This is a genomic window from Citrobacter sp. Cpo091, assembly GCF_030332645.1.
Taxonomy (GTDB): domain Bacteria; phylum Pseudomonadota; class Gammaproteobacteria; order Enterobacterales; family Enterobacteriaceae; genus Citrobacter; species Citrobacter portucalensis.
In genome coordinates, this window is sequence record NZ_JAOWHL010000040.1 from 580,130 (window position 1) to 598,297 (window position 18,168).

Consider the following 18,168-nt stretch of genomic DNA (forward strand, 5'->3'; position numbering starts at 1 on the left):
CTGCGTTCCACTACCGCTATCTGTTCCGCACGTTAAAAATTCTGTGACGCTCCCCAGCATTCCTGGCGTAAAGCTTTCCATTCCTCAAATCTATGCGCAAACTTTAGCTATTCTTATCAAACATACTCACGGGAGAATCTACAGATGATGTCAACGCTTGCCCCACCATCTGTACTTTCCGCTCCCCAGCGCCGTTGCCAGGTGCTGCTGACGCTTTTCCTGCCGGGGCAAATCGCTACTACACAAACCTTCAGCAGCCTCAACGGTGTCGATGATGCCACGGTTCAGGAAGATATGATTGGCGCAGGACTCGAAATCCAGCGCTATCACCGGCTCGCGATAGCCACCGCGCAGAATGGTGGCTATACGATCGAAGGGACCCCGCTAAATCAGCGTCTGTGTCTGTTGCAGTGGCTGCGCCGTGGCCTGCGGATTTGCCCTGCCTTTATCACCCAGCAGTTTACCCCGGCGTTAAAAGCGGAACTTAAACAACGGGGGATCGCACGTACGCTGTATGACGACACCAATCTGCATGCGCTCATTAATCTGTGCTCCCGGCGCTTGCAGAAACCGTTTGAGTGTCGTGACATCCAGTTCCTGCGCCTGTATTTACAGTACTGCCTGCTACAGCATCACGCGGGGATCACCCCGGAGTTTAACCCACTCCAGCAACGCTGGGCGCAATCCTGCGCGGAATATCCGCTCGCCGAGGAAATTGGCCGTCACTGGCAGCGCCACGTCATGCAACGTGCACCGCTGGGCGAATCGCTGTTTATGGCGTTGCTGTTCTCAATGCTTCGTATCCCCGACCCGATTCGCGATAATCACCAGCAGGATCGCCGCCTGCGCCTTGCTATTGCGCGGCTGGTGCTGCGTTTTCGCGAGTATGGCAATGTGCGCTTCAGCGATGAACAAGGGCTGAATGACCAGTTGTATATCCACCTGGCTCAGGCACTGAACCGCAGCGTGTTTGCCATCGGCATTGATAACACGCTGCCGGAGGAGTTCAGCCGCCTTTATCCCCGGCTGGTCCGTACTACCCGCGAGGCGATTCACGGCTTCGAGGCCGAATACGATGTGCAATTTTCCGAAGAAGAGATCGGGCTGGTGGCCGTTATTTTTGGCGCCTGGCTGATGCAGGAGAAGGATTTACACGAAAAGCAGATTATCCTGCTGACCGGTAGTAACGAACAACTTGAAGTGCATATAGAGCAACAGCTGCGCGAACTGACGCTGCTGCCGCTCAACGTAAAACATATGCCGATGCAGGACTTTCAAAAAGAGGGTGCCCCGCGCGGCGTAACGCTGATTATTACGCCGTACACCACGCCGTTACCGCTATTTTCACCCCCGTTGATTCATGCGGATCTGGCGCTTACGCCGCATCAGCAGCAGCAGATCCGCAAAATCCTCGAATCATAACGTTGCAGGCTGCGCGACCACCTTCGGGCGCAGAACGATTGCCGGGAGCGCCACCAGCGCCATCACCCAGAACACGCCGCTGCCCAGATTCTGGTACAGATAGCCCGCGAATACGGTCATGATGGCGATACTGCCGCCCATCGCTATCGCGGAATACACCGCCTGCAAACGAATAACTTCGCTCCCCTGGCGTGCCGCGATATAACGCATTGCCGCCAGGTGGCAGACGGTAAAGGTTCCGCAATGGAGGATTTGCACCACGATCAGCCACGGCAGCTCGGTGCTCCAGCCCATCAATCCCCAACGCGCCACCCCGCAAACGGCGGAAAGCAGCAGCAGATCGCGGGCGCTGAATCGACGGAACAGCTTGTGGCTAAGTGCGAAAATAATCACCTCCGCCACCACACCTAGTGACCATAAATAGCCCACCGCCGAAGCGGAATATCCGGCAGACTGCCAATAGATGGCGCTGAAACCATAATACGCAGCATGCGCACCCTGTAGCAGACTCACGCAAGCAAGAAAACGCCAGCTCTGGGTTATCAGCGCGCGCCAGGCGGGCCATCCCGCACTCTCCTGCTGACGGTTTTCACCCGCTGGCTGCACGCTCGGGCGAATCATCATGCCCAGCAGCATCGAGGCGACGCCAAGCGATAGCAGGACCAGGATCACCCGATAGTCAAACAGGCTCACCAGCTTGCCGGTTAGCGCGGAGCCGATCACAAAAGCCACGGATCCCCACAGTCGCACCCGACCGTAATCCATGGTTATCTGTTTCTGCCAGGTGTTGGCCAGCGCATCGGTCAGCGGTACCAACGGTGAGAAAAACAGGTTAAAACCGACCATCACCACCATCAGCCACGCCACGTTGGTTCCCGCCCAGAAGGCCAGCGCAAACACCAGCGTCAACAGGGCCAGAATACGTAACGCTGAGATCAGCCGAGAGGGATCGCTCACACGCGGCGCAATCAGCAAACTACCGAGAAAACGGGCAATCAGCCCCGCGCCCAGCAGTAAACCGATGGTTTCAGGCGTCAGCCCTAGCCCTTCGAGCCAGACGCTCCAGAAAGGCAGAAAGATACCGTAGCTAAAGAAGTAGGTGAAATAACCGAGCGCCAGCCAGCGCGTGGAATGCAAAGCCATGAATCCCTCCCGTTTGGAGGCGATAGTCTGGCGACAAACGCAGGCTGGCGCAAGAGAGCATTAACAGGCAGATAACATGATTTTTGCCCTATTCGACGCTAATTTGCATCGCAAAATGGCAGCGTTCTCCCTGCGCTAAAACCTGCAATCCCGGCTGCCCCTGCATGTTGTGGGCATTCACCGGATGCGTTTGCGGCTCCAGACACAGGAACTCCTCACCCGACATTCTGAACAGCATCAACCACGGAGTTTGCGCTAAAATCGTGACTTTCATCACATCCCGCTGAATAACGGCCCGCCCGCTCCAGCCAGAATATCCGACATTCAGCCAGCTATCCTCACCGTATTGCGCATGCATGAAATCAGCCGCTGAAGGGATATCACGTTGCCATTCCAGCGGCAGATGCTGCTCCCCCTCCGGCCAGTAGCCGCTGGCGGTGAACTGCGCAGTACTGCGCTTATCAAAGGCGAAAAACGGATGGAACCCGCAGCCGTAAATCATTGGCTGCTCACCGCAATGAGTGAGCGTCAACGAGGCGTGCAGGCTCGAGGTTTCCAGTTGATAGCAAAGCTGCGCCGTATAGTCATAGCCACAGGGATGCCAACTGCGCAACTGCAGTAAACAACCGCTTTGGGTGACAGTGATAACCTGCCAGCGTTGCAGCCAGCCGTCACCGTGCAGGAAAAAGGTGTCATCTGCGCCATGTTGAGGTAAAACCACCTCTTCACCGCGCAGCATAAAACGATTTCCCGCCACCCGATTCGCGACCGGCAGCATCGGGAACAGGCCGCAATCACCGGGTTGCTGACCATGACCTTCGCGTAAAATGGCCTGTTGATGTTGTAACGAAACCAGACTTAATAGCGAACCGCCCTGCGAGTCTACGCACATCCGCAGATGTGCGTTTTGTAGCGTCAGCAGACCATCCATTATCGGGCGCTTCGTTGCTGGGCTGATGTGCCAGCTTTTGTATGTTGCGCCGCCAGCTGTTCTTCCAGCGCTTCCAGCGTCACGCCTTTGGTTTCCGGTACATTACGCAGAACATATATGAAGCCCATCGCGCAAATCACACCGTACAGCAGGAAGCTTCCCGACGCGCCCAGACTCGCATTGAGCAGCGGGAAGGTATAGGTCAGCAGGAAGCAGGCAATCCACAGCGCCAGCGTCCCCAGCGACATCGCCAACCCACGAACGCGATTAGGGAAAATTTCAGACAGCAGCACCCAGGTCACCGGAGCCAGCGTCAGGGCATAAATAGCGATCGCCGCCAGCACCAGAACCAAAACCGGCCAGCCCATAATGCCCAACCCGTATGCCCCGGCAATGAGTACGTAGATAACCGTCAGCCCTGACGCACCGAACAGCATCAGTTTACGACGCCCAATTTTGTCCACCAGTGGCAGAGCGGCAAGGGTAAAGACCAGATTGATGATCCCTGTCGCCACGATCGATTTTAACGTACCGTTGATGTCGAATCCGGCAGAGGCGAAGATCTCCTGCGCATAGTTGAAAATAACGTTGATCCCACACCACTGCTGGAAGACTGCCAGCACCATGCCAATAATCACGATCGGTTTGATCTGTGGTTGTAACAGCGTTGACCACGCGACCTTGTGATTATCTTTTTGCAGCGTATGTTCAATCTCTTTCAGCGTTTGCCCGGCATATTCCGCCGAACCAATGCGCTGCAGCATGGCGCGCGCACGATCGGCTTTGCCCGCTTTCACCAGCCAGCGCGGCGATTCAGGAACAAAGAACATCAGCACCAGGAAAATTACCGCGGGCACTAATTCTGCGCCAAACATCCAGCGCCAGCCCGTCTGACCGTTCCAACTTTCAACAATTGCTTGCTGCGTAGCGCCTGTAGCAACAGGTTCGGCAATCATCAGGTTGATAAGCTGCGCCGCCAGCACGCCAATGACGATGGTGAGCTGGTTAACGGCCACAAAGCGACCACGCTTTTCAGCGGGGCTAACCTCGGCGATATACAGTGGGCTTAGCGCAGACGCCAGACCAATCCCCACGCCGCCAACGATGCGATAAACAATAAACATATCGAAGTTACTGGCGACGGCGGTTCCCCAGGCGGAAGCGCTAAAGAGGATCGCTGAGAGAATCAGCGGCATTTTTCGGCCAAATTTATCGGCGCACCAGCCGGAAATCAGCGCGCCAAAGATACAACCAACCAGCGCGGAACTCATCGCCCAGCCGGATTGTGCCGGATCGGTAATCGAGAAATATGCTTCATAGAAGGGTTTTGCCCCGCCGATCACCACCCAGTCATAGCCAAACAGTAAACCTCCGCAGGCCGCAACCAGGCAGATAGTCCAGACGTAACCAATCTTTAAATGTGTCTGCGCGTTATTCATTATGATTCCTCTTTCAGGGAAACGCAGGGTACAGTAGGTTTCGGGTGAGGTTACCCCCACCCGTTTCGGGTGTTACTGGAAAAGCCTTACGTTAATGGCGTGACGCAGCAGTAATGCCTTGTCATGTGCCGGATTGAGTTGCAGGAGTTCATCAAGTTCACGCTGACAGGCGGCGCTATTTCCCAGCCCCAGATGCCCGAGCGCATTGATAAACAGGCAGTGTTGCTGGTGTTTTGCTTGTGCTGAGGTATCCAGCACCACCAGGTCGGGTAGCGATACGGCGAAGAAATCGACATCCGGCACGTTGTCGTGATGCGACTCGCTCCATTGCAGGAAGCTATTGAACAGAGCGTCCGCCTCTGCGTCATCGCCAAGTTTTCTCTGCGCCATCCCCTGCCAGAAGAGATAGTCCACTGGCTGGTCGTTGTAGTAACGTCCGGCATCCAGTGAGCTGCCGCCGCGCGTCGCACGGGAGAAGTAGCGCTGAGATTCTTCGAAATGGCCTTGCAGCTGAGCGCAATGCCCCAGCAAATACCAGATGTCGTTATCCGTTTGCCCTGGCAAGCGTCCTTCCCCGAGGTTTTGTGGGTAGTGCAACGCCTGTTGCAGTTGCGCGATGGCGGTTTGCAGGTCACCGGAATGAACGGCAGCCAGGGCACGATGCATCTGATTCAGCAGATATTGCCCGGTGGCTTTACCTTCACCACCTTCCCACGGATGGAACACGCGTTCACGTAACACCGCGGCGGCATCGTCGTAGCGCCCCACCCCATTCCACAAGCTGAGCAGTTCCACCGTCAGATCGTCTCGATGGAAGACAATCTCTTTACTGGCTTCCAGTCGCTGCAGACGCTGCTCAGCGGGTTGCGCCATTAACTTCTTGAGATAGTCGAGTTCAAACAGGAAGCGAGCATTCTGTGGTTCCAGCGCCACGGCCTGCGACAAATACTGCATCGCCTGCTGTGCATCGTGCAGTTTGTTCCAGGCATAGATTCCTAGTAAACGGTGTACCGGTGCGAAATCCGCTTCCTGCGCAAGCGTGAACTGCCAGCAGGAAACCGCCTCGGCATAACGCCGTTTGCTGTACCAGAAGCAGCCGAGGAAATAGCGGGCAAAAGCACTTTGCTCAAGAGTTTGCAGCATCTGCACTTCATCCAGCGTATTGGGGAAGCGCACGCGGTTTTGCAGACACTCACGAGCACGTTCAATGAACGGTTGTGGATTATCGCTCAGCGAAGCGCGCCACAGCATCGGCAGCGTTTCCTGGCTGTCGAGCAGTTCCAGCACGCTACGGGCAGCATCCTTTTGCCCCAAAGAAGTCAGCCAGCCTGCCAGTTCACACGCGTTGGTCCCGCGCCGCCCGGTAATCGAGATTAGCGCCTGTGCAGTGGCCTCATCCTGGCAAATAGCCCAGCGCGCATAGTGCAGGGTGTAACTCAGTGGATAATCAACCAGTTGTTGGCGAATGTAGTCCAGCGCTTGCGCATTGCGATCAAGCTTTGCCAGCGCCAGCGCTTTCAGCCCCATCGCCAGGTTATTACTGCCGTTAAAGCGCAGGCTCTGCTCGACCTTTTCCAATGCGCCAGCGTAGTCCTGACGCTTCATCGCCAGACGCGCTAACGACCAGAAAGCCGCATCCCGGCAGTTGCCGCTCCAGCTGGCCTTATAATAATTATCCCACGCGCTGTCATCATCGCCCTGACGTTCCTGTGCGGCGGCCAGCAGCATACTTGCCTCACCATCACGCGGATTTTTATTGAGCTTATGCGCCCGCTCCAGCGCCTTGCCAGCACATTGTGCCGCCAGCGCCCAGTCGGCGCGGTTTAGCGCCAGCGTCCCCAGGGCCACATTATTGCGGTAGTCCAGCGGATCAACGTCCAGCGCGCGGCGATAATAATCTTCGGCATAGCGGCTGGCGTGGTTGTACTGCTCCAGATGCTGACCAATAAAATAGAGTTCATCGGTATTAGAAAGCGCTTCTGGCAGCGCTGGCGCGACGGCCGCCGAAGGCAGCGGTAATTCTTTCGCGATGTGCTCTTCGTACTGCAAAAGCGTAGTGCCATCGACGCTTGTGACGGTCATCGTCACCCGGGCATGGCCATTGTCAGACACATCGGCCAGCCAGCTCTGTCCAGGCTCAAGGGTGAGGGTATTTTCATAGAACGGCTGCCCGTGCGCAGCAAGCGTAACCTGAACATCGCGTAGCGGCGCAATCGCATAAACGCCCACAGAAAGCTGGCTACGCTTACGCACCAGACGAAGCGCCAACTGCGTGCTGGCGTTTTGCACCATTCCTAGTTCGCTGTAGGGCAAGAAGTTTTGCACGAAGACTTTCTCTTCGTACGGCGCAAGCCAGGTGAAATCCGGCTGATTATCGGTAAAGACCCCGGTCATCAGTTCAATATACGGACCGTTGTCATCGGTGAGATTACGATCCCAGGCAACACCAAAGTCGCCGTATCCCCAGGTCCACTGTTTTTTCCCCGGCGAAACATGGTGATCGGCCACATGCAGCAACCCACCACGCTCGCCGTGATGCCACGCGCCAACAAAATCATAATCTGATTTTTCAGCCATATAGGAGGTCGGTACGGGTACGTTCTTGTAGCGTGAGATATCCACACCGGCCGAATAGTCCACTTTGTAGTATGTGCCGGTGGCGATGGGAAACGCTGAGACATCGCGCTTACCGTGGTCAAATACCGCCGTCACATCCGGAGGGAACACGCTCTGATGATCGTCGCCGCCCTTCACCGCCGGATTCGCCCACCATAAGAAGTGGCGCGGGGTAGCGTTACCGTTAAACACCTTCCCGGTTATCTCGATCAACGCGCGATCCGGATACAGCGTGAATCCGGTCATTACCTGTAAACCGCGCATAGGCTCAACCTCACCCATCCACACGGTGTATTCACCCTGCTCACCCTGCTGCTGAGTAAAATCCACCGGCATAAAGGTGGTCGGGCGATGATGTTGCGGCCAGTTAAACTCGATGCCGCCGGAGATCCACGGCCCAAGCAGACCGACCAGCGCGGGTTTCACCACTTCGTTGTAGTAGACGAAGTCGCGCTGCTGCACTTTGTCATACGCTCGATGAATACGCCCGCCTAACTCCGGCAGCAGCATGATGCGAATGAAGTCGTTCTCCATCCACACCGCCTGATAGTCGCGCATTTCACGTTTGCCGGTCAGCGTATCAATCACGCCGTAAGGGTAAACCGCTCCAGAAGATCCCTGATACACCCGTTTTTCCAGAAACATTGGGTTGGCATCTTCTTCACCCGCCGCCCACGTTGGGAGGGTGATCGTTTCCTGCCAGACTTTAACTGAACCGTACATGCCGCTCTCCACTCAATAAACAAAAGTAAAAATTCAACTTGATGCTATTCTGCGGCAGTTAGGTGGCGTTAAAATGCGCAATGCTCACGCAATATAGTTAAGGGAGTTAAGTGAATGCAGCGTTCGGGGTTCAACAACGTCAGGGTCCGTCAGGCGAATAAACAGATCTTTTTGTCTCACCTGTGGCGGGAAAAACAGCTCAGCAAGTCACAGCTGGCGCAGCTCACCAGCCTGTCGATCCCGGCGGTCAGCAATATCCTCGAAGAACTGATGGATGAAGGGAGAATCAGCCATTCGCGAGAAACCTTAAGCCAGCGCGGTTTGAGCAGCGGCAGCTATCATTTGCCAGAAAAAGGCGCCTGGACGCTGTGCATCAACGTCACCCCCACCAGCATCACCAGTCAACTGGCTGACGCGCGACTGGTGGCCGTAGGCGACTGGCAGCATGAAGTCATCAACCCCGAATCGCCAAAAGCACTGCTGTCAGCCCTGGCAGCACACTGGCGGGAGTATCGTCGGGAATTTCCCGAGGTGACGATTAATCTGGCGCTTGGCGTTCATGGTCAAGTTGATCCGATAACCGGTGCATCAAAAACCATGCCCCAGGCCCCGTGGAAAACGCCGGTGGAAATAAAATATCTGCTGGAGGAGAAGCTCGGCGTGCAGGTCCGGCTGGACAATGACTGCGTGATGCTGGCGCTGGCGGAAAAATGGCAAAACCCGGCGGCAAACGGTGATTTCTGCGTGATTAACGTTGATTACGGTATTGGCTCATCGTTTGTGATTAACGATAACATCTGGCGCGGTAGCCTGTATGGCAGCGGTCAGATTGGGCATACCATCATTCATCCCGATGGTGTCGCCTGTGACTGTGGTCGCTATGGCTGTCTGGAAACCGTAGCGTCATTAAGCGCATTGAAAAAGCAGGCCCGGGTGTGGATGAAATCGCAGCCGACATCCCTTTACGATCCGGAAACGCTCACCACTGACCAGCTAATTGCGGCCTGGCAGCACGGAGATGTCCGCATTCAGGCCTGGGCCGAAAATGCCGCCAGCGCCATCGGGCTGAGTCTTTATAACTTTCTGAATATACTGAATATTAACCAAATATGGTTGTATGGGCGTAGCTGCGCATTTGGCGACAGCTGGCTCAATACGCTGGTGCAGCAAACTGGGTTTAACCCATTCGATCACGGCGATAACCCGCGAGCCAGAGCCACGCAGATAAGCTTCGGTAAGCTTAATCGCACCCAGCAACTTATGGGCATTGGCTATCTGTATGTCGAGTCACAGCTTAGCGAGTTATAGCCATTACTCCGTCAGGCTCACCGCTAAACGTTCATGTACCGTGGCGATAAAATCGGTCAACGCCGGTTTGATTGGCCCTTTTTTCCACGCCATCAACAGCGCAATGGTCGGAACATCGCCAACAATAGGGCGGAAAACCACCTGTCCGGTATTAAAATTATTCATATAACCGGGTATCAAAGTCACCCCCAGCCCCATGCCGACCAGGTTCATGGTCACCAGAATGTTGGTTGCCACCTGCACAATGTTGGGCTGGCTTTTTTGCTGCTGAAACCAGTTTTTGACAATCATCGCTAACGCGCCGGAGTAGGCCGGATCGGTGCTGACAAAATTCACGCCGTGTAGTTGTTCCGCGGAGATTGCTTGCTCATTAGCTAACGGATGATTCACCGGTAAAACCACTACTAACGGCTCATGAATCAGCTCCAGATAATCGAGATCCGGGCTGTACACCGGGTGGCGCATTAAGCCCACATCCAGCTCTCCACTCAGGATCTTCTCTTCCTGTTCGGTGGTGATCAGACTCACCAGCTCAATGTGCGTATCAGGCTGTTTTAAACGAAACAAAGGCAGCACCTTCGGCAGCAGATTTACCTCTGCGGAAGGGACAAAACCGATGGCGAAATGATTATCTTCCTGCACCGTTTTACGGGCACGAACTTTGGCGTTTTCCGCCTGTTCGAGGATCGCCAGCGCATCTTGTAAAAAGCACTCTCCCGCCGCCGTCAGCGCAACTTTTCGTTTATCCCGCACCAGCAACGGAACGCCCACGCACGTTTCCAGATCGCGGATCTGGCTGCTTAACGACGGCTGAGAGGTATGCAGCTTCTCTGCCGCTCGGGTGAAATTCAGCGCCTGCGCCACCGCTACGAAATAGCGTAAGTGCCTCAGTTCCATGCCCTTCTCCTTGTTATCGAAAAAATGTCTCAACTGGTAGAAATTTACTATTTCACAGATTGATAACTAACCAGCAACATCCTTAAGGTACAAAAAAAGAAGGTCAATACATCTTAGCTTTCAGGATTAAAAAATATGACCACACCCTCAAATTTAGACATCTACCAACTGATCGACACGCAAAACGGTCGCGTAACCCCACGAATTTATACCGACCCTGAAATTTACCAACTGGAGCTGGAACGCATCTTCGGACGCTGCTGGTTATTTCTCGCCCACGAAAGCCAAATCCCCAAACCCGGTGATTTTTTTAACACCTACATGGGCGAGGATGCAGTTGTGGTGGTTCGCCAGAAAGACGGCAGCATCAAAGCGTTTCTCAACCAGTGTCGCCACCGCGCAATGCGCGTCAGCTACGCCGACTGCGGTAATACCCGCGCCTTCACCTGCCCGTATCACGGCTGGTCGTACGGCATTAACGGCGAGCTGATCGACGTTCCGCTGGAACCGCGCGCCTACCCGCAAGGGCTGTGCAAATCGCACTGGGGGCTGAACGAAGTTCCTGGCGTAGAGAGCTACAAGGGACTGATTTTCGGCAACTGGGATACCTCCGCGCCTGCGTTGCGCGATTATCTCGGCGATATCGCCTGGTATCTCGACGGTGTGCTGGATCGTCGTGAAGGCGGCACCGAAATCGTCGGTGGCGTACAAAAGTGGACCATCGATTGTAACTGGAAATTCCCCGCCGAACAGTTTGCCAGCGACCAGTATCACGCGCTGTTCAGCCATGCCTCGGCCGTGCAGGTGCTGGGGGCAAAAGACGACGGCAGCGACAAGCGCCTGGGCGACGGACAAACCGCCCGCCCGGTGTGGGAAACCGCCAAAGACGCGCTACAGTTCGGTCAGGATGGGCACGGCAGCGGATTTTTCTTTACCGAAAATCCCGATGCCAACGTCTGGGTCGACGGCGAAGTCTCCAGCTACTACCGTGACACCTACGCGGAAGCCGAGCAGCGTCTGGGAAAAGTTCGCGCCCTGCGTCTGGCCGGTCACAACAACATTTTCCCAACGCTTTCCTGGCTCAACGGTACTGCCACCTTAAGGGTCTGGCATCCGCGCGGGCCGGATCAAGTTGAAGTATGGGCATTCTGTATTACCGATAAAGCCGCCTCTGATGAAGTGAAAGCTGCGTTTGAAAACAGCGCCACGCGCGCCTTTGGCCCCGCTGGATTCCTGGAGCAGGACGACTCGGAAAACTGGTGTGAAATTCAAAAACTGCTGAAGGGTCATCGCGCACGCAACACCAAATTGTGTCTGGAAATGGGGCTGGGCCAGGAGAAACGTCGTGAAGACGGCATTCCGGGGATCACCAACTACATCTTTTCGGAAACCGCCGCGCGCGGCATGTATCAGCGCTGGGCCGATTTACTCAGCAGCGAAAGCTGGCAGGAAGTGCAGGAAAAAACCGCCGCTTACCAGCAGGAGGTGATGAAATGAGCACCTTAGTTTCTCAGGAACTACACCACCGCATTACACAGTTTCTCTACCATGAAGCCAGCCTGCTGGATGACTGGAAGTTTCGTGACTGGCTGGCACAACTGGATGAAGACATTCGCTACACCATGCGTACGACGGTCAATGCCCAGACGCGCGATCGTCGCAAAGGCGTGCAGCCGCCGACCACCTGGATTTTCAACGACAACAAAGACCAGCTCGAACGTCGTATCGCGCGGCTGGAAACCGGCATGGCCTGGGCGGAAGAGCCACCGTCGCGTACCCGGCACCTGATCAGCAACTGCCAGGTCAGTGAAACTGGAGTTCCCGACGTCTTTGCCGTTCGCCTTAATTATCTGCTGTATCGCGCGCAAAAAGAGCGCGATGAAACCTTTTACGTCGGCATGCGCATAGACAAAGTGCGCCGTTTGCCGGGCGATGAGTGGCGCTTACTGGAGCGTGAGATCGTGCTGGATCAAGCGGTGATCACCTCCCATAACCTGAGTGTACTGTTCTGATGAGTCGTGTTTATGCTTGCCCCGTAGGGGATTTGCCGGAGGGTGAAGCGCTCCGGCTTGATACCTCGCCCGTCATCGCGCTGTTCAACGTTGGCGGCGAGTTCTATGCCATTAACGATCGCTGTAGCCACGGTAACGCCTCGATGTCGGAAGGCTATCTGGAAGACGACGCTACGGTGGAATGCCCGCTGCATGCCGCCAGTTTTTGCCTGAAAACCGGCAAGGCGTTGTGTCTACCCGCCACCGATCCGCTAACCACCTACGCGGTATATGTGGACGGTAGCGATGTGTTTGTTGATATTCCAGAGGACGCTAGATGAGCGATTTACGCGATAACGTGGTCTTTATCACCGGCGGCGGCTCCGGTCTTGGCCTGGCGCTGGTCGAGCGTTTCATCGAAGAAGGTGCGCGGGTCGCCACACTGGAGCTGTCGCCAGCTAAAGTTGCCAGCCTGCGTCAGCGCTTTGGCGAACATGTGCTGGCAATCGAAGGCAACGTCACCTGCTACGCCGACTATCAGCGCGCGGTAGCTCAAATCCTGACGCATTACGGTACGCTGGACTGTTTTATCGGAAATGCGGGGATATGGGATCACAACGCCTCGTTGGTCAATACGCCTGCGGATGCGCTGGAGAGCGGCTTTCATGAGCTGTTTAACGTCAACGTGCTGGGCTATCTGCTGGGTGCGAAAGCCTGTGCCCCAGCACTTATCGCCAGCGAAGGCAGCATCATCTTTACCCTGTCCAATGCGTCGTGGTATCCCGGCGGCGGCGGCCCGCTGTATACCGCCAGCAAACATGCGGCTACCGGGCTGATTCGCCAGCTGGCATACGAGCTGGCACCAAAGGTTCGTGTTAACGGTGTCGGTCCATGCGGTATGGCGACAGATCTACGCGGCCCGCAGGCGTTGGGACAAAACGATACATCGATTATGCAGTCGCTGACGCCGGAAAAAATCGCCGCTATTTTGCCACTACAATTTTTCCCGGAGCCGGCGGATTTTACCGGCCCGTATGTGATGCTGGCGTCAAAGCGCAACAACCGCACATTGAGCGGCGTGATGATCAATGCCGACGCCGGTCTGGGTATTCGCGGTATTCGTCACGTCGCCGCCGGACTGGATCTCTGAGGAGGCGTTATGAACCCAAAAACTATTGCTATCGTCGGCGGCGGTCAGGCGGCGGCTATGGCTATCGCTGCACTGCGCCAACAAGGTTTTGACGGCGAATTACACCTGTTTTCCGATGAGCAGCATCTGCCCTATGAACGCCCACCGCTCTCCAAAGCGATGCTACTGGACGACAATCCGCAACTTCAGCCGATACTCCCCGCTGACTGGTGGCGGGAACACAACGTACAGCTGCATCTGGGGGTTACTGTGCAGACGCTCGGCCGCCAAACGCATCAGTTGGTGCTGGCTAATGGGCAGAGTTATCCATGGGATCGGCTACTGATTGCGACGGGCGCTGCGGCACGCCCCCTTCCGCAACTGGATAAGCTGGGCGATCGTTGCTTCACCCTGCGCCACGCGGGCGATGCCGAGCGCCTGCGCGACAATTTATTGCCGGGCAAGTCGATTGTCATTGTCGGTGCGGGCACCATTGGTCTGGAACTGGCGGCCAGCGCGACTCAACGCGGCTGTCAGGTGACGGTGGTGGAGCTGGCGCCAACGGTCATGGGCCGCAACGCGCCTGCTCCGGTGCGCGACTACCTGCTAGCCCGCCACCAACTTGCGGGCGTGCGGGTACTGCTTAACAGCGCTATTGAGCATGCCGAAGCGGGAGAGTGTATCTCGCTCACGCTACAAAACGGCGAAACTCTCACCGCTGATGCGGTGATCTATGGCATCGGTATCGTGGCGAACGATATGCTGGCCCGCGAAGCGGGGCTGGAGACGGCGAACGGCATTATCGTTGATACCGCCTGCACCACCTCCGATCCCGCGATTTTCGCCGCCGGTGACGTAGCGATAACACGCCAGGCTGACGGTTCGTTAGTACGCGTGGAAAGCTGGGAAAACGCCAATTTTCAGGCACAGGTTGCCGCCGCCGCGATGCTCAATCAACCGCAGCCAGCAGCAACGCCGGGCTGGTTCTGGACCGATCAGTACCGTGATAATCTACAGTTTGTCGGCGAAATGCAGGGTGAGAACTGGCTCCTACGCGGCGATCCTGATGCGCAGAAAGCAATATGGTTTAACCTACAGGATGGCGTGATTGTCGGCGCAGTAACGTTGAATCAGGGCCGAGAAATACGTTTATTGAGAAAATGGATTCAGGCAAAGAAAAAGCCGCCAGTGGCGACTTTAATCGATGAAACAATCTTGCTTAAGTCAATATAACTGCCGGATGGCACTTCGTTTATCTGGCCTACATGTGAGTTACCTGTAGGCCGGATAAGGTGTTTACACCACCATCTGGCAATCCGTATTACTTACGCGTAAACCGGGAAACGTGCACAGATATCCAGCACTTTACCTTTGACGCGCTCGATAACAGCTTCGTCATTGATGTTGTCCAGAACGTCACACATCCAGCCAGCCAGCTCTTTCACTTCAGCTTCTTTAAAGCCACGGCGAGTCACAGCCGGAGAACCGATACGGATACCGGAAGTCACAAACGGGCTCTTCGGATCGTTCGGTACGCTGTTTTTGTTAACGGTGATGTTAGCACGGCCCAGCGCGGCGTCAGCTTCTTTACCGGTCAGGTTTTTATCAACCAGATCCAGCAGGAACAGGTGGTTTTCAGTACCGCCAGAAACCACTTTGTATCCACGGTTCAGGAACACTTCCACCATCGCTTTGGCGTTTTTGGCAACCTGCTGTTGGTAAACCTTGAACTCAGGCTCCATCGCTTCTTTCAGCGCCACAGCTTTCGCCGCGATCACGTGCATCAGCGGGCCGCCCTGCGCACTTGGGAACACAGCAGAGTTCAGTTTTTTGTACAGCTCTTCGTCACCGCCTTTCGCCAGGATCAGGCCACCGCGTGGACCCGCCAGGGTTTTGTGGGTGGTGGTGGTCACAACGTGTGCGTGTGGAACCGGGTTCGGATAAACGCCTGCGGCAATCAGACCCGCAACGTGCGCCATATCGACGAACAGATATGCACCGATGCTGTCGGCGATTTCGCGCATTTTTGCCCAGTCAACAACGCCGGAGTAAGCAGAGAAGCCACCGATGATCATCTTCGGTTTGTGCTCTTTGGCCTGCTTCGCCATGTCTTCGTAGTCAATTTTGCCGGACTCATCAATACCGTAAGGGATGATGTTGTACAGTTTGCCGGAGAAGTTAACCGGGGAGCCGTGAGTCAGGTGGCCGCCTTGTGCCAGGTTCATACCCAGAACGGTATCGCCCGGTTGCAGCAGAGCGGTGTAAACAGCGAAGTTAGCCTGAGAGCCGGAGTGCGGTTGTACGTTAGCGTAGTCAGCGCCAAACAGCTCTTTTGCGCGATCGATAGCCAGTTGCTCAACGATATCAACGTACTCGCAACCGCCGTAGTAGCGCTTGCCCGGATAACCTTCAGCATATTTGTTGGTCAGCTGAGAACCCTGCGCCTGCATAACACGCGGGCTGGTGTAGTTTTCGGAGGCGATCAGTTCGATGTGCTCTTCCTGACGTACTTTTTCCTGCTCCATAGCCTGCCACAGTTCGGCATCATAATCGGCAATGTTCATTTCACGCTTTAACATCCGCATCTCCTGACTCAGCTAACAATAAAATTTTCGGCCTTAAAAGGCGGTCCGTAGGACAACGGCGAACAGTATAACCGAATCATTCTTCGATAACAGGTCTTGACAAAGGATTTTACGCAAACGATTACCTTCACGGTACGCAAGGCTTTGGAGAACAAAGGTCTGCTGAATTTCAACGGATTTCTTTTCAGGTTTGTGATGCAGATTTTTCACGATGTAACCTTTACAACGCAAAGTTACAAAGAACCATTTACAATGCAGGGGTATTTTTTATAAGATGTATTTGACATACATCATTAAAGTCTCAGATAAAGGAAGACCGTATGCTTGACGCACAAACCATCGCTACAGTGAAAGCCACCATTCCCCTGCTGGTTGAAACAGGCCCGAAGCTGACCGCCCATTTCTACGACCGCATGTTTACGCATAACCCAGAGCTGAAAGAAATCTTCAACATGAGTAATCAGCGTAATGGCGATCAGCGTGAAGCGCTGTTTAATGCTATTGCCGCGTATGCCAGCAATATCGAAAACCTGGCGGCACTGTTGCCGGCTGTTGAGAAAATCGCACAGAAGCATACCAGCTTCCAAATTAAACCCGAGCAGTACAACATCGTGGGTGGCCATTTACTGGCAACGCTGGACGAAATGTTCAGCCCAGGCCAGGAAGTTCTGGATGCGTGGGGCAAAGCATACGGCGTACTGGCGAACGTTTTCATCAACCGTGAAGCGCAGATTTACAGCGAAAATGCCAATAAAAATGGCGGCTGGGAAGGTACCCGTCCTTTCCGTATCGTGGCAAAAACCCCACGCAGTGCACTTATCACCAGCTTTGAATTTGAACCTGTCGACGGTGGCGCAGTAGCTGAATATCATCCGGGGCAATATCTGGGCGTCTGGTTAAAGCCGGAAGGTTTCCCGCATCAGGAAATTCGTCAGTACTCACTGACCCGTAAACCCGATGGCAAAGGCTACCGTATTGCGGTTAAGCGTGAGGACGGTGGTCAGGTTTCAACCTGGCTGCACAACCATGCGAATGTTGGCGACATTGTTCACCTGGCCGCACCTGCGGGCGATTTCTTTATGGACGTTGCGACCGACACCCCGGTATCTCTGATCTCCGCAGGCGTGGGACAAACCCCAATGCTGGCGATGCTGGATACGCTGGCAAAAGCGAAGCATACGGCACAGGTTAACTGGTTCCACGCGGCAGAAAATGGTGACGTGCATGCCTTCGCTGATGAAGTCAACGAACTCGGCAAAACGCTGCCACGCTTTAGCGCACACACCTGGTATCGTGAGCCAACCGAAGCCGATCGTGCGAAAGGTGCCTTTGATAGCGTAGGTCTGATGGATTTGAACAAACTGGAAAGCGCAATCAGCGATCCGGCGATGCAGTTTTATCTGTGCGGTCCGGTTGGTTTCATGCAGTTCGCCGCGAAGCAGCTGGTCGGTCTGGGCGTGAAAAACGAGAACATTCATTACGAATGCTTCGGTCCGCACAAAGTCTTGTAATGTGTTACGCGAGTAGGCCGGATAAGGCGTTTACGCCGCCATCCGGCAATCACTCTGCCTGATGCGCTACGCTTATCAGGCCTACAAATTAACGGCGCGGCTTAGATTGCCGCGTCGTCTTCTTCACCGGTACGAATACGAATAACGCGTGCCACGTCGAAGACAAAAATCTTACCGTCACCGATCTTGCCGGTCTGGGCAGTACGGATAATGGTGTCGACGCAGGTATCGACGATGTCGTCGGTAACCACAATTTCAATTTTTACCTTCGGCAGAAAATCCACCATATATTCCGCGCCACGGTACAACTCGGTATGGCCTTTCTGACGGCCAAAACCTTTCACTTCTGTCACAGTCATACCGGTAATGCCGACTTCTGCCAGCGCTTCGCGGACGTCGTCCAGCTTGAAGGGTTTAATAATCGCATCAATCTTTTTCATGCTATTCCTTGAAAAGGTCGCCTGTCTTTTGAT

At 55.0% G+C, this 18,168-nt stretch carries 15 protein-coding genes; 8 read left to right on the forward strand and 7 right to left on the reverse strand.

From position 1 onward, the window contains the following. Window positions 1-144 precede the first annotated feature (144 nt). Window positions 145-1,422, forward strand: a complete 1,278-nt coding sequence (gene csiE, locus OGY04_RS21630) for a stationary phase inducible protein CsiE (protein ID WP_286586003.1) — start codon at window positions 145-147, stop codon at window positions 1,420-1,422. Here the strand turns inward: csiE and OGY04_RS21635 are convergent. The 4 genes from OGY04_RS21635 to OGY04_RS21650 all read right to left on the reverse strand — a co-directional run bounded on the left by OGY04_RS21635 (window position 1,417) and on the right by OGY04_RS21650 (window position 8,274). Continuing rightward, window positions 1,417-2,565: a 3-phenylpropionate MFS transporter gene (locus OGY04_RS21635; RefSeq protein WP_048215777.1), complete on the reverse strand. Its 1,149-nt coding sequence runs from the start codon at window positions 2,563-2,565 to the stop codon at window positions 1,417-1,419. The genes csiE and OGY04_RS21635 overlap by 6 nt on opposite strands. An 88-nt stretch (window positions 2,566-2,653) precedes the next feature. Continuing rightward, window positions 2,654-3,496 (reverse strand): aldose 1-epimerase, encoded by an 843-nt coding sequence (locus OGY04_RS21640; protein WP_208743863.1) that lies wholly within the window; start codon window positions 3,494-3,496, stop codon window positions 2,654-2,656. Next, window positions 3,496-4,935, reverse strand: coding sequence for a sugar porter family MFS transporter (locus tag OGY04_RS21645; protein WP_048215775.1), 1,440 nt, complete (start codon window positions 4,933-4,935; stop codon window positions 3,496-3,498). Before OGY04_RS21645 ends, OGY04_RS21640 begins: the two co-directional genes overlap by 1 nt. Window positions 4,936-5,007: 72 nt before the next feature. After that, window positions 5,008-8,274 carry a DUF5107 domain-containing protein gene (locus OGY04_RS21650; protein WP_286586005.1) on the reverse strand — a complete coding sequence of 1,089 codons (3,267 nt, stop codon included), beginning with the start codon at window positions 8,272-8,274 and terminating at the stop codon, window positions 5,008-5,010. Window positions 8,275-8,388: 114 nt separating this feature from the next. Between OGY04_RS21650 and OGY04_RS21655 the strand changes: the two genes are divergently transcribed. After that, window positions 8,389-9,582 carry an ROK family transcriptional regulator gene (locus OGY04_RS21655; RefSeq protein ID WP_103285645.1) on the forward strand — a complete coding sequence of 398 codons (1,194 nt, stop codon included), beginning with the start codon at window positions 8,389-8,391 and terminating at the stop codon, window positions 9,580-9,582. A 3-nt stretch (window positions 9,583-9,585) separates the two neighbouring features. On the opposite strand, the gene hcaR is transcribed toward OGY04_RS21655, so the two are convergent. After that, a complete protein-coding gene (gene hcaR, locus OGY04_RS21660) occupies window positions 9,586-10,479 on the reverse strand; it encodes a DNA-binding transcriptional regulator HcaR (protein ID WP_048234713.1) in 894 nt (297 codons plus the stop codon). Between the two features lie 135 nt (window positions 10,480-10,614). On the opposite strand from hcaR, the gene hcaE reads away from it, so the two are divergent. Genes hcaE through hcaD form a run of 5 tightly spaced genes read left to right on the forward strand, consistent with a single transcriptional unit; the run spans window position 10,615 to window position 14,832 of the window. Next, entirely contained in the window at window positions 10,615-11,976 is a 1,362-nt protein-coding gene (hcaE, locus tag OGY04_RS21665; RefSeq protein ID WP_032944240.1) for a 3-phenylpropionate/cinnamic acid dioxygenase subunit alpha, read from the forward strand. After that, a complete protein-coding gene (hcaF, locus tag OGY04_RS21670; RefSeq protein ID WP_032944241.1) occupies window positions 11,973-12,491 on the forward strand; it encodes a 3-phenylpropionate/cinnamic acid dioxygenase subunit beta in 519 nt (172 codons plus the stop codon). Before hcaE ends, hcaF begins: the two co-directional genes overlap by 4 nt. Continuing rightward, window positions 12,491-12,811: a 3-phenylpropionate/cinnamic acid dioxygenase ferredoxin subunit gene (hcaC, locus tag OGY04_RS21675; protein ID WP_003037633.1), complete on the forward strand. Its 321-nt coding sequence runs from the start codon at window positions 12,491-12,493 to the stop codon at window positions 12,809-12,811. Before hcaF ends, hcaC begins: the two co-directional genes overlap by 1 nt. Beyond that, window positions 12,808-13,620, forward strand: a complete 813-nt coding sequence (hcaB, locus tag OGY04_RS21680; protein ID WP_032944246.1) for a 3-phenylpropionate-dihydrodiol/cinnamic acid-dihydrodiol dehydrogenase — start codon at window positions 12,808-12,810, stop codon at window positions 13,618-13,620. Before hcaC ends, hcaB begins: the two co-directional genes overlap by 4 nt. A 9-nt stretch (window positions 13,621-13,629) precedes the next feature. Continuing rightward, entirely contained in the window at window positions 13,630-14,832 is a 1,203-nt protein-coding gene (hcaD, locus tag OGY04_RS21685; protein WP_286586006.1) for a phenylpropionate dioxygenase ferredoxin reductase subunit, read from the forward strand. Between the two features lie 92 nt (window positions 14,833-14,924). Here the strand turns inward: hcaD and glyA are convergent, their stop codons facing one another. Beyond that, window positions 14,925-16,178 (reverse strand): serine hydroxymethyltransferase, encoded by a 1,254-nt coding sequence (gene glyA / locus OGY04_RS21690; RefSeq protein WP_003835277.1) that lies wholly within the window; start codon window positions 16,176-16,178, stop codon window positions 14,925-14,927. Window positions 16,179-16,504: 326 nt separating this feature from the next. Between glyA and hmpA the strand changes: the two genes are divergently transcribed. Beyond that, window positions 16,505-17,695: an NO-inducible flavohemoprotein gene (gene hmpA, locus OGY04_RS21695; RefSeq protein ID WP_016150774.1), complete on the forward strand. Its 1,191-nt coding sequence runs from the start codon at window positions 16,505-16,507 to the stop codon at window positions 17,693-17,695. Window positions 17,696-17,796: 101 nt separating this feature from the next. Here the strand turns inward: hmpA and glnB are convergent, their stop codons facing one another. Continuing rightward, window positions 17,797-18,135, reverse strand: coding sequence for a nitrogen regulatory protein P-II (glnB, locus tag OGY04_RS21700; protein ID WP_002914032.1), 339 nt, complete (start codon window positions 18,133-18,135; stop codon window positions 17,797-17,799). Window positions 18,136-18,168 lie beyond the last annotated feature (33 nt).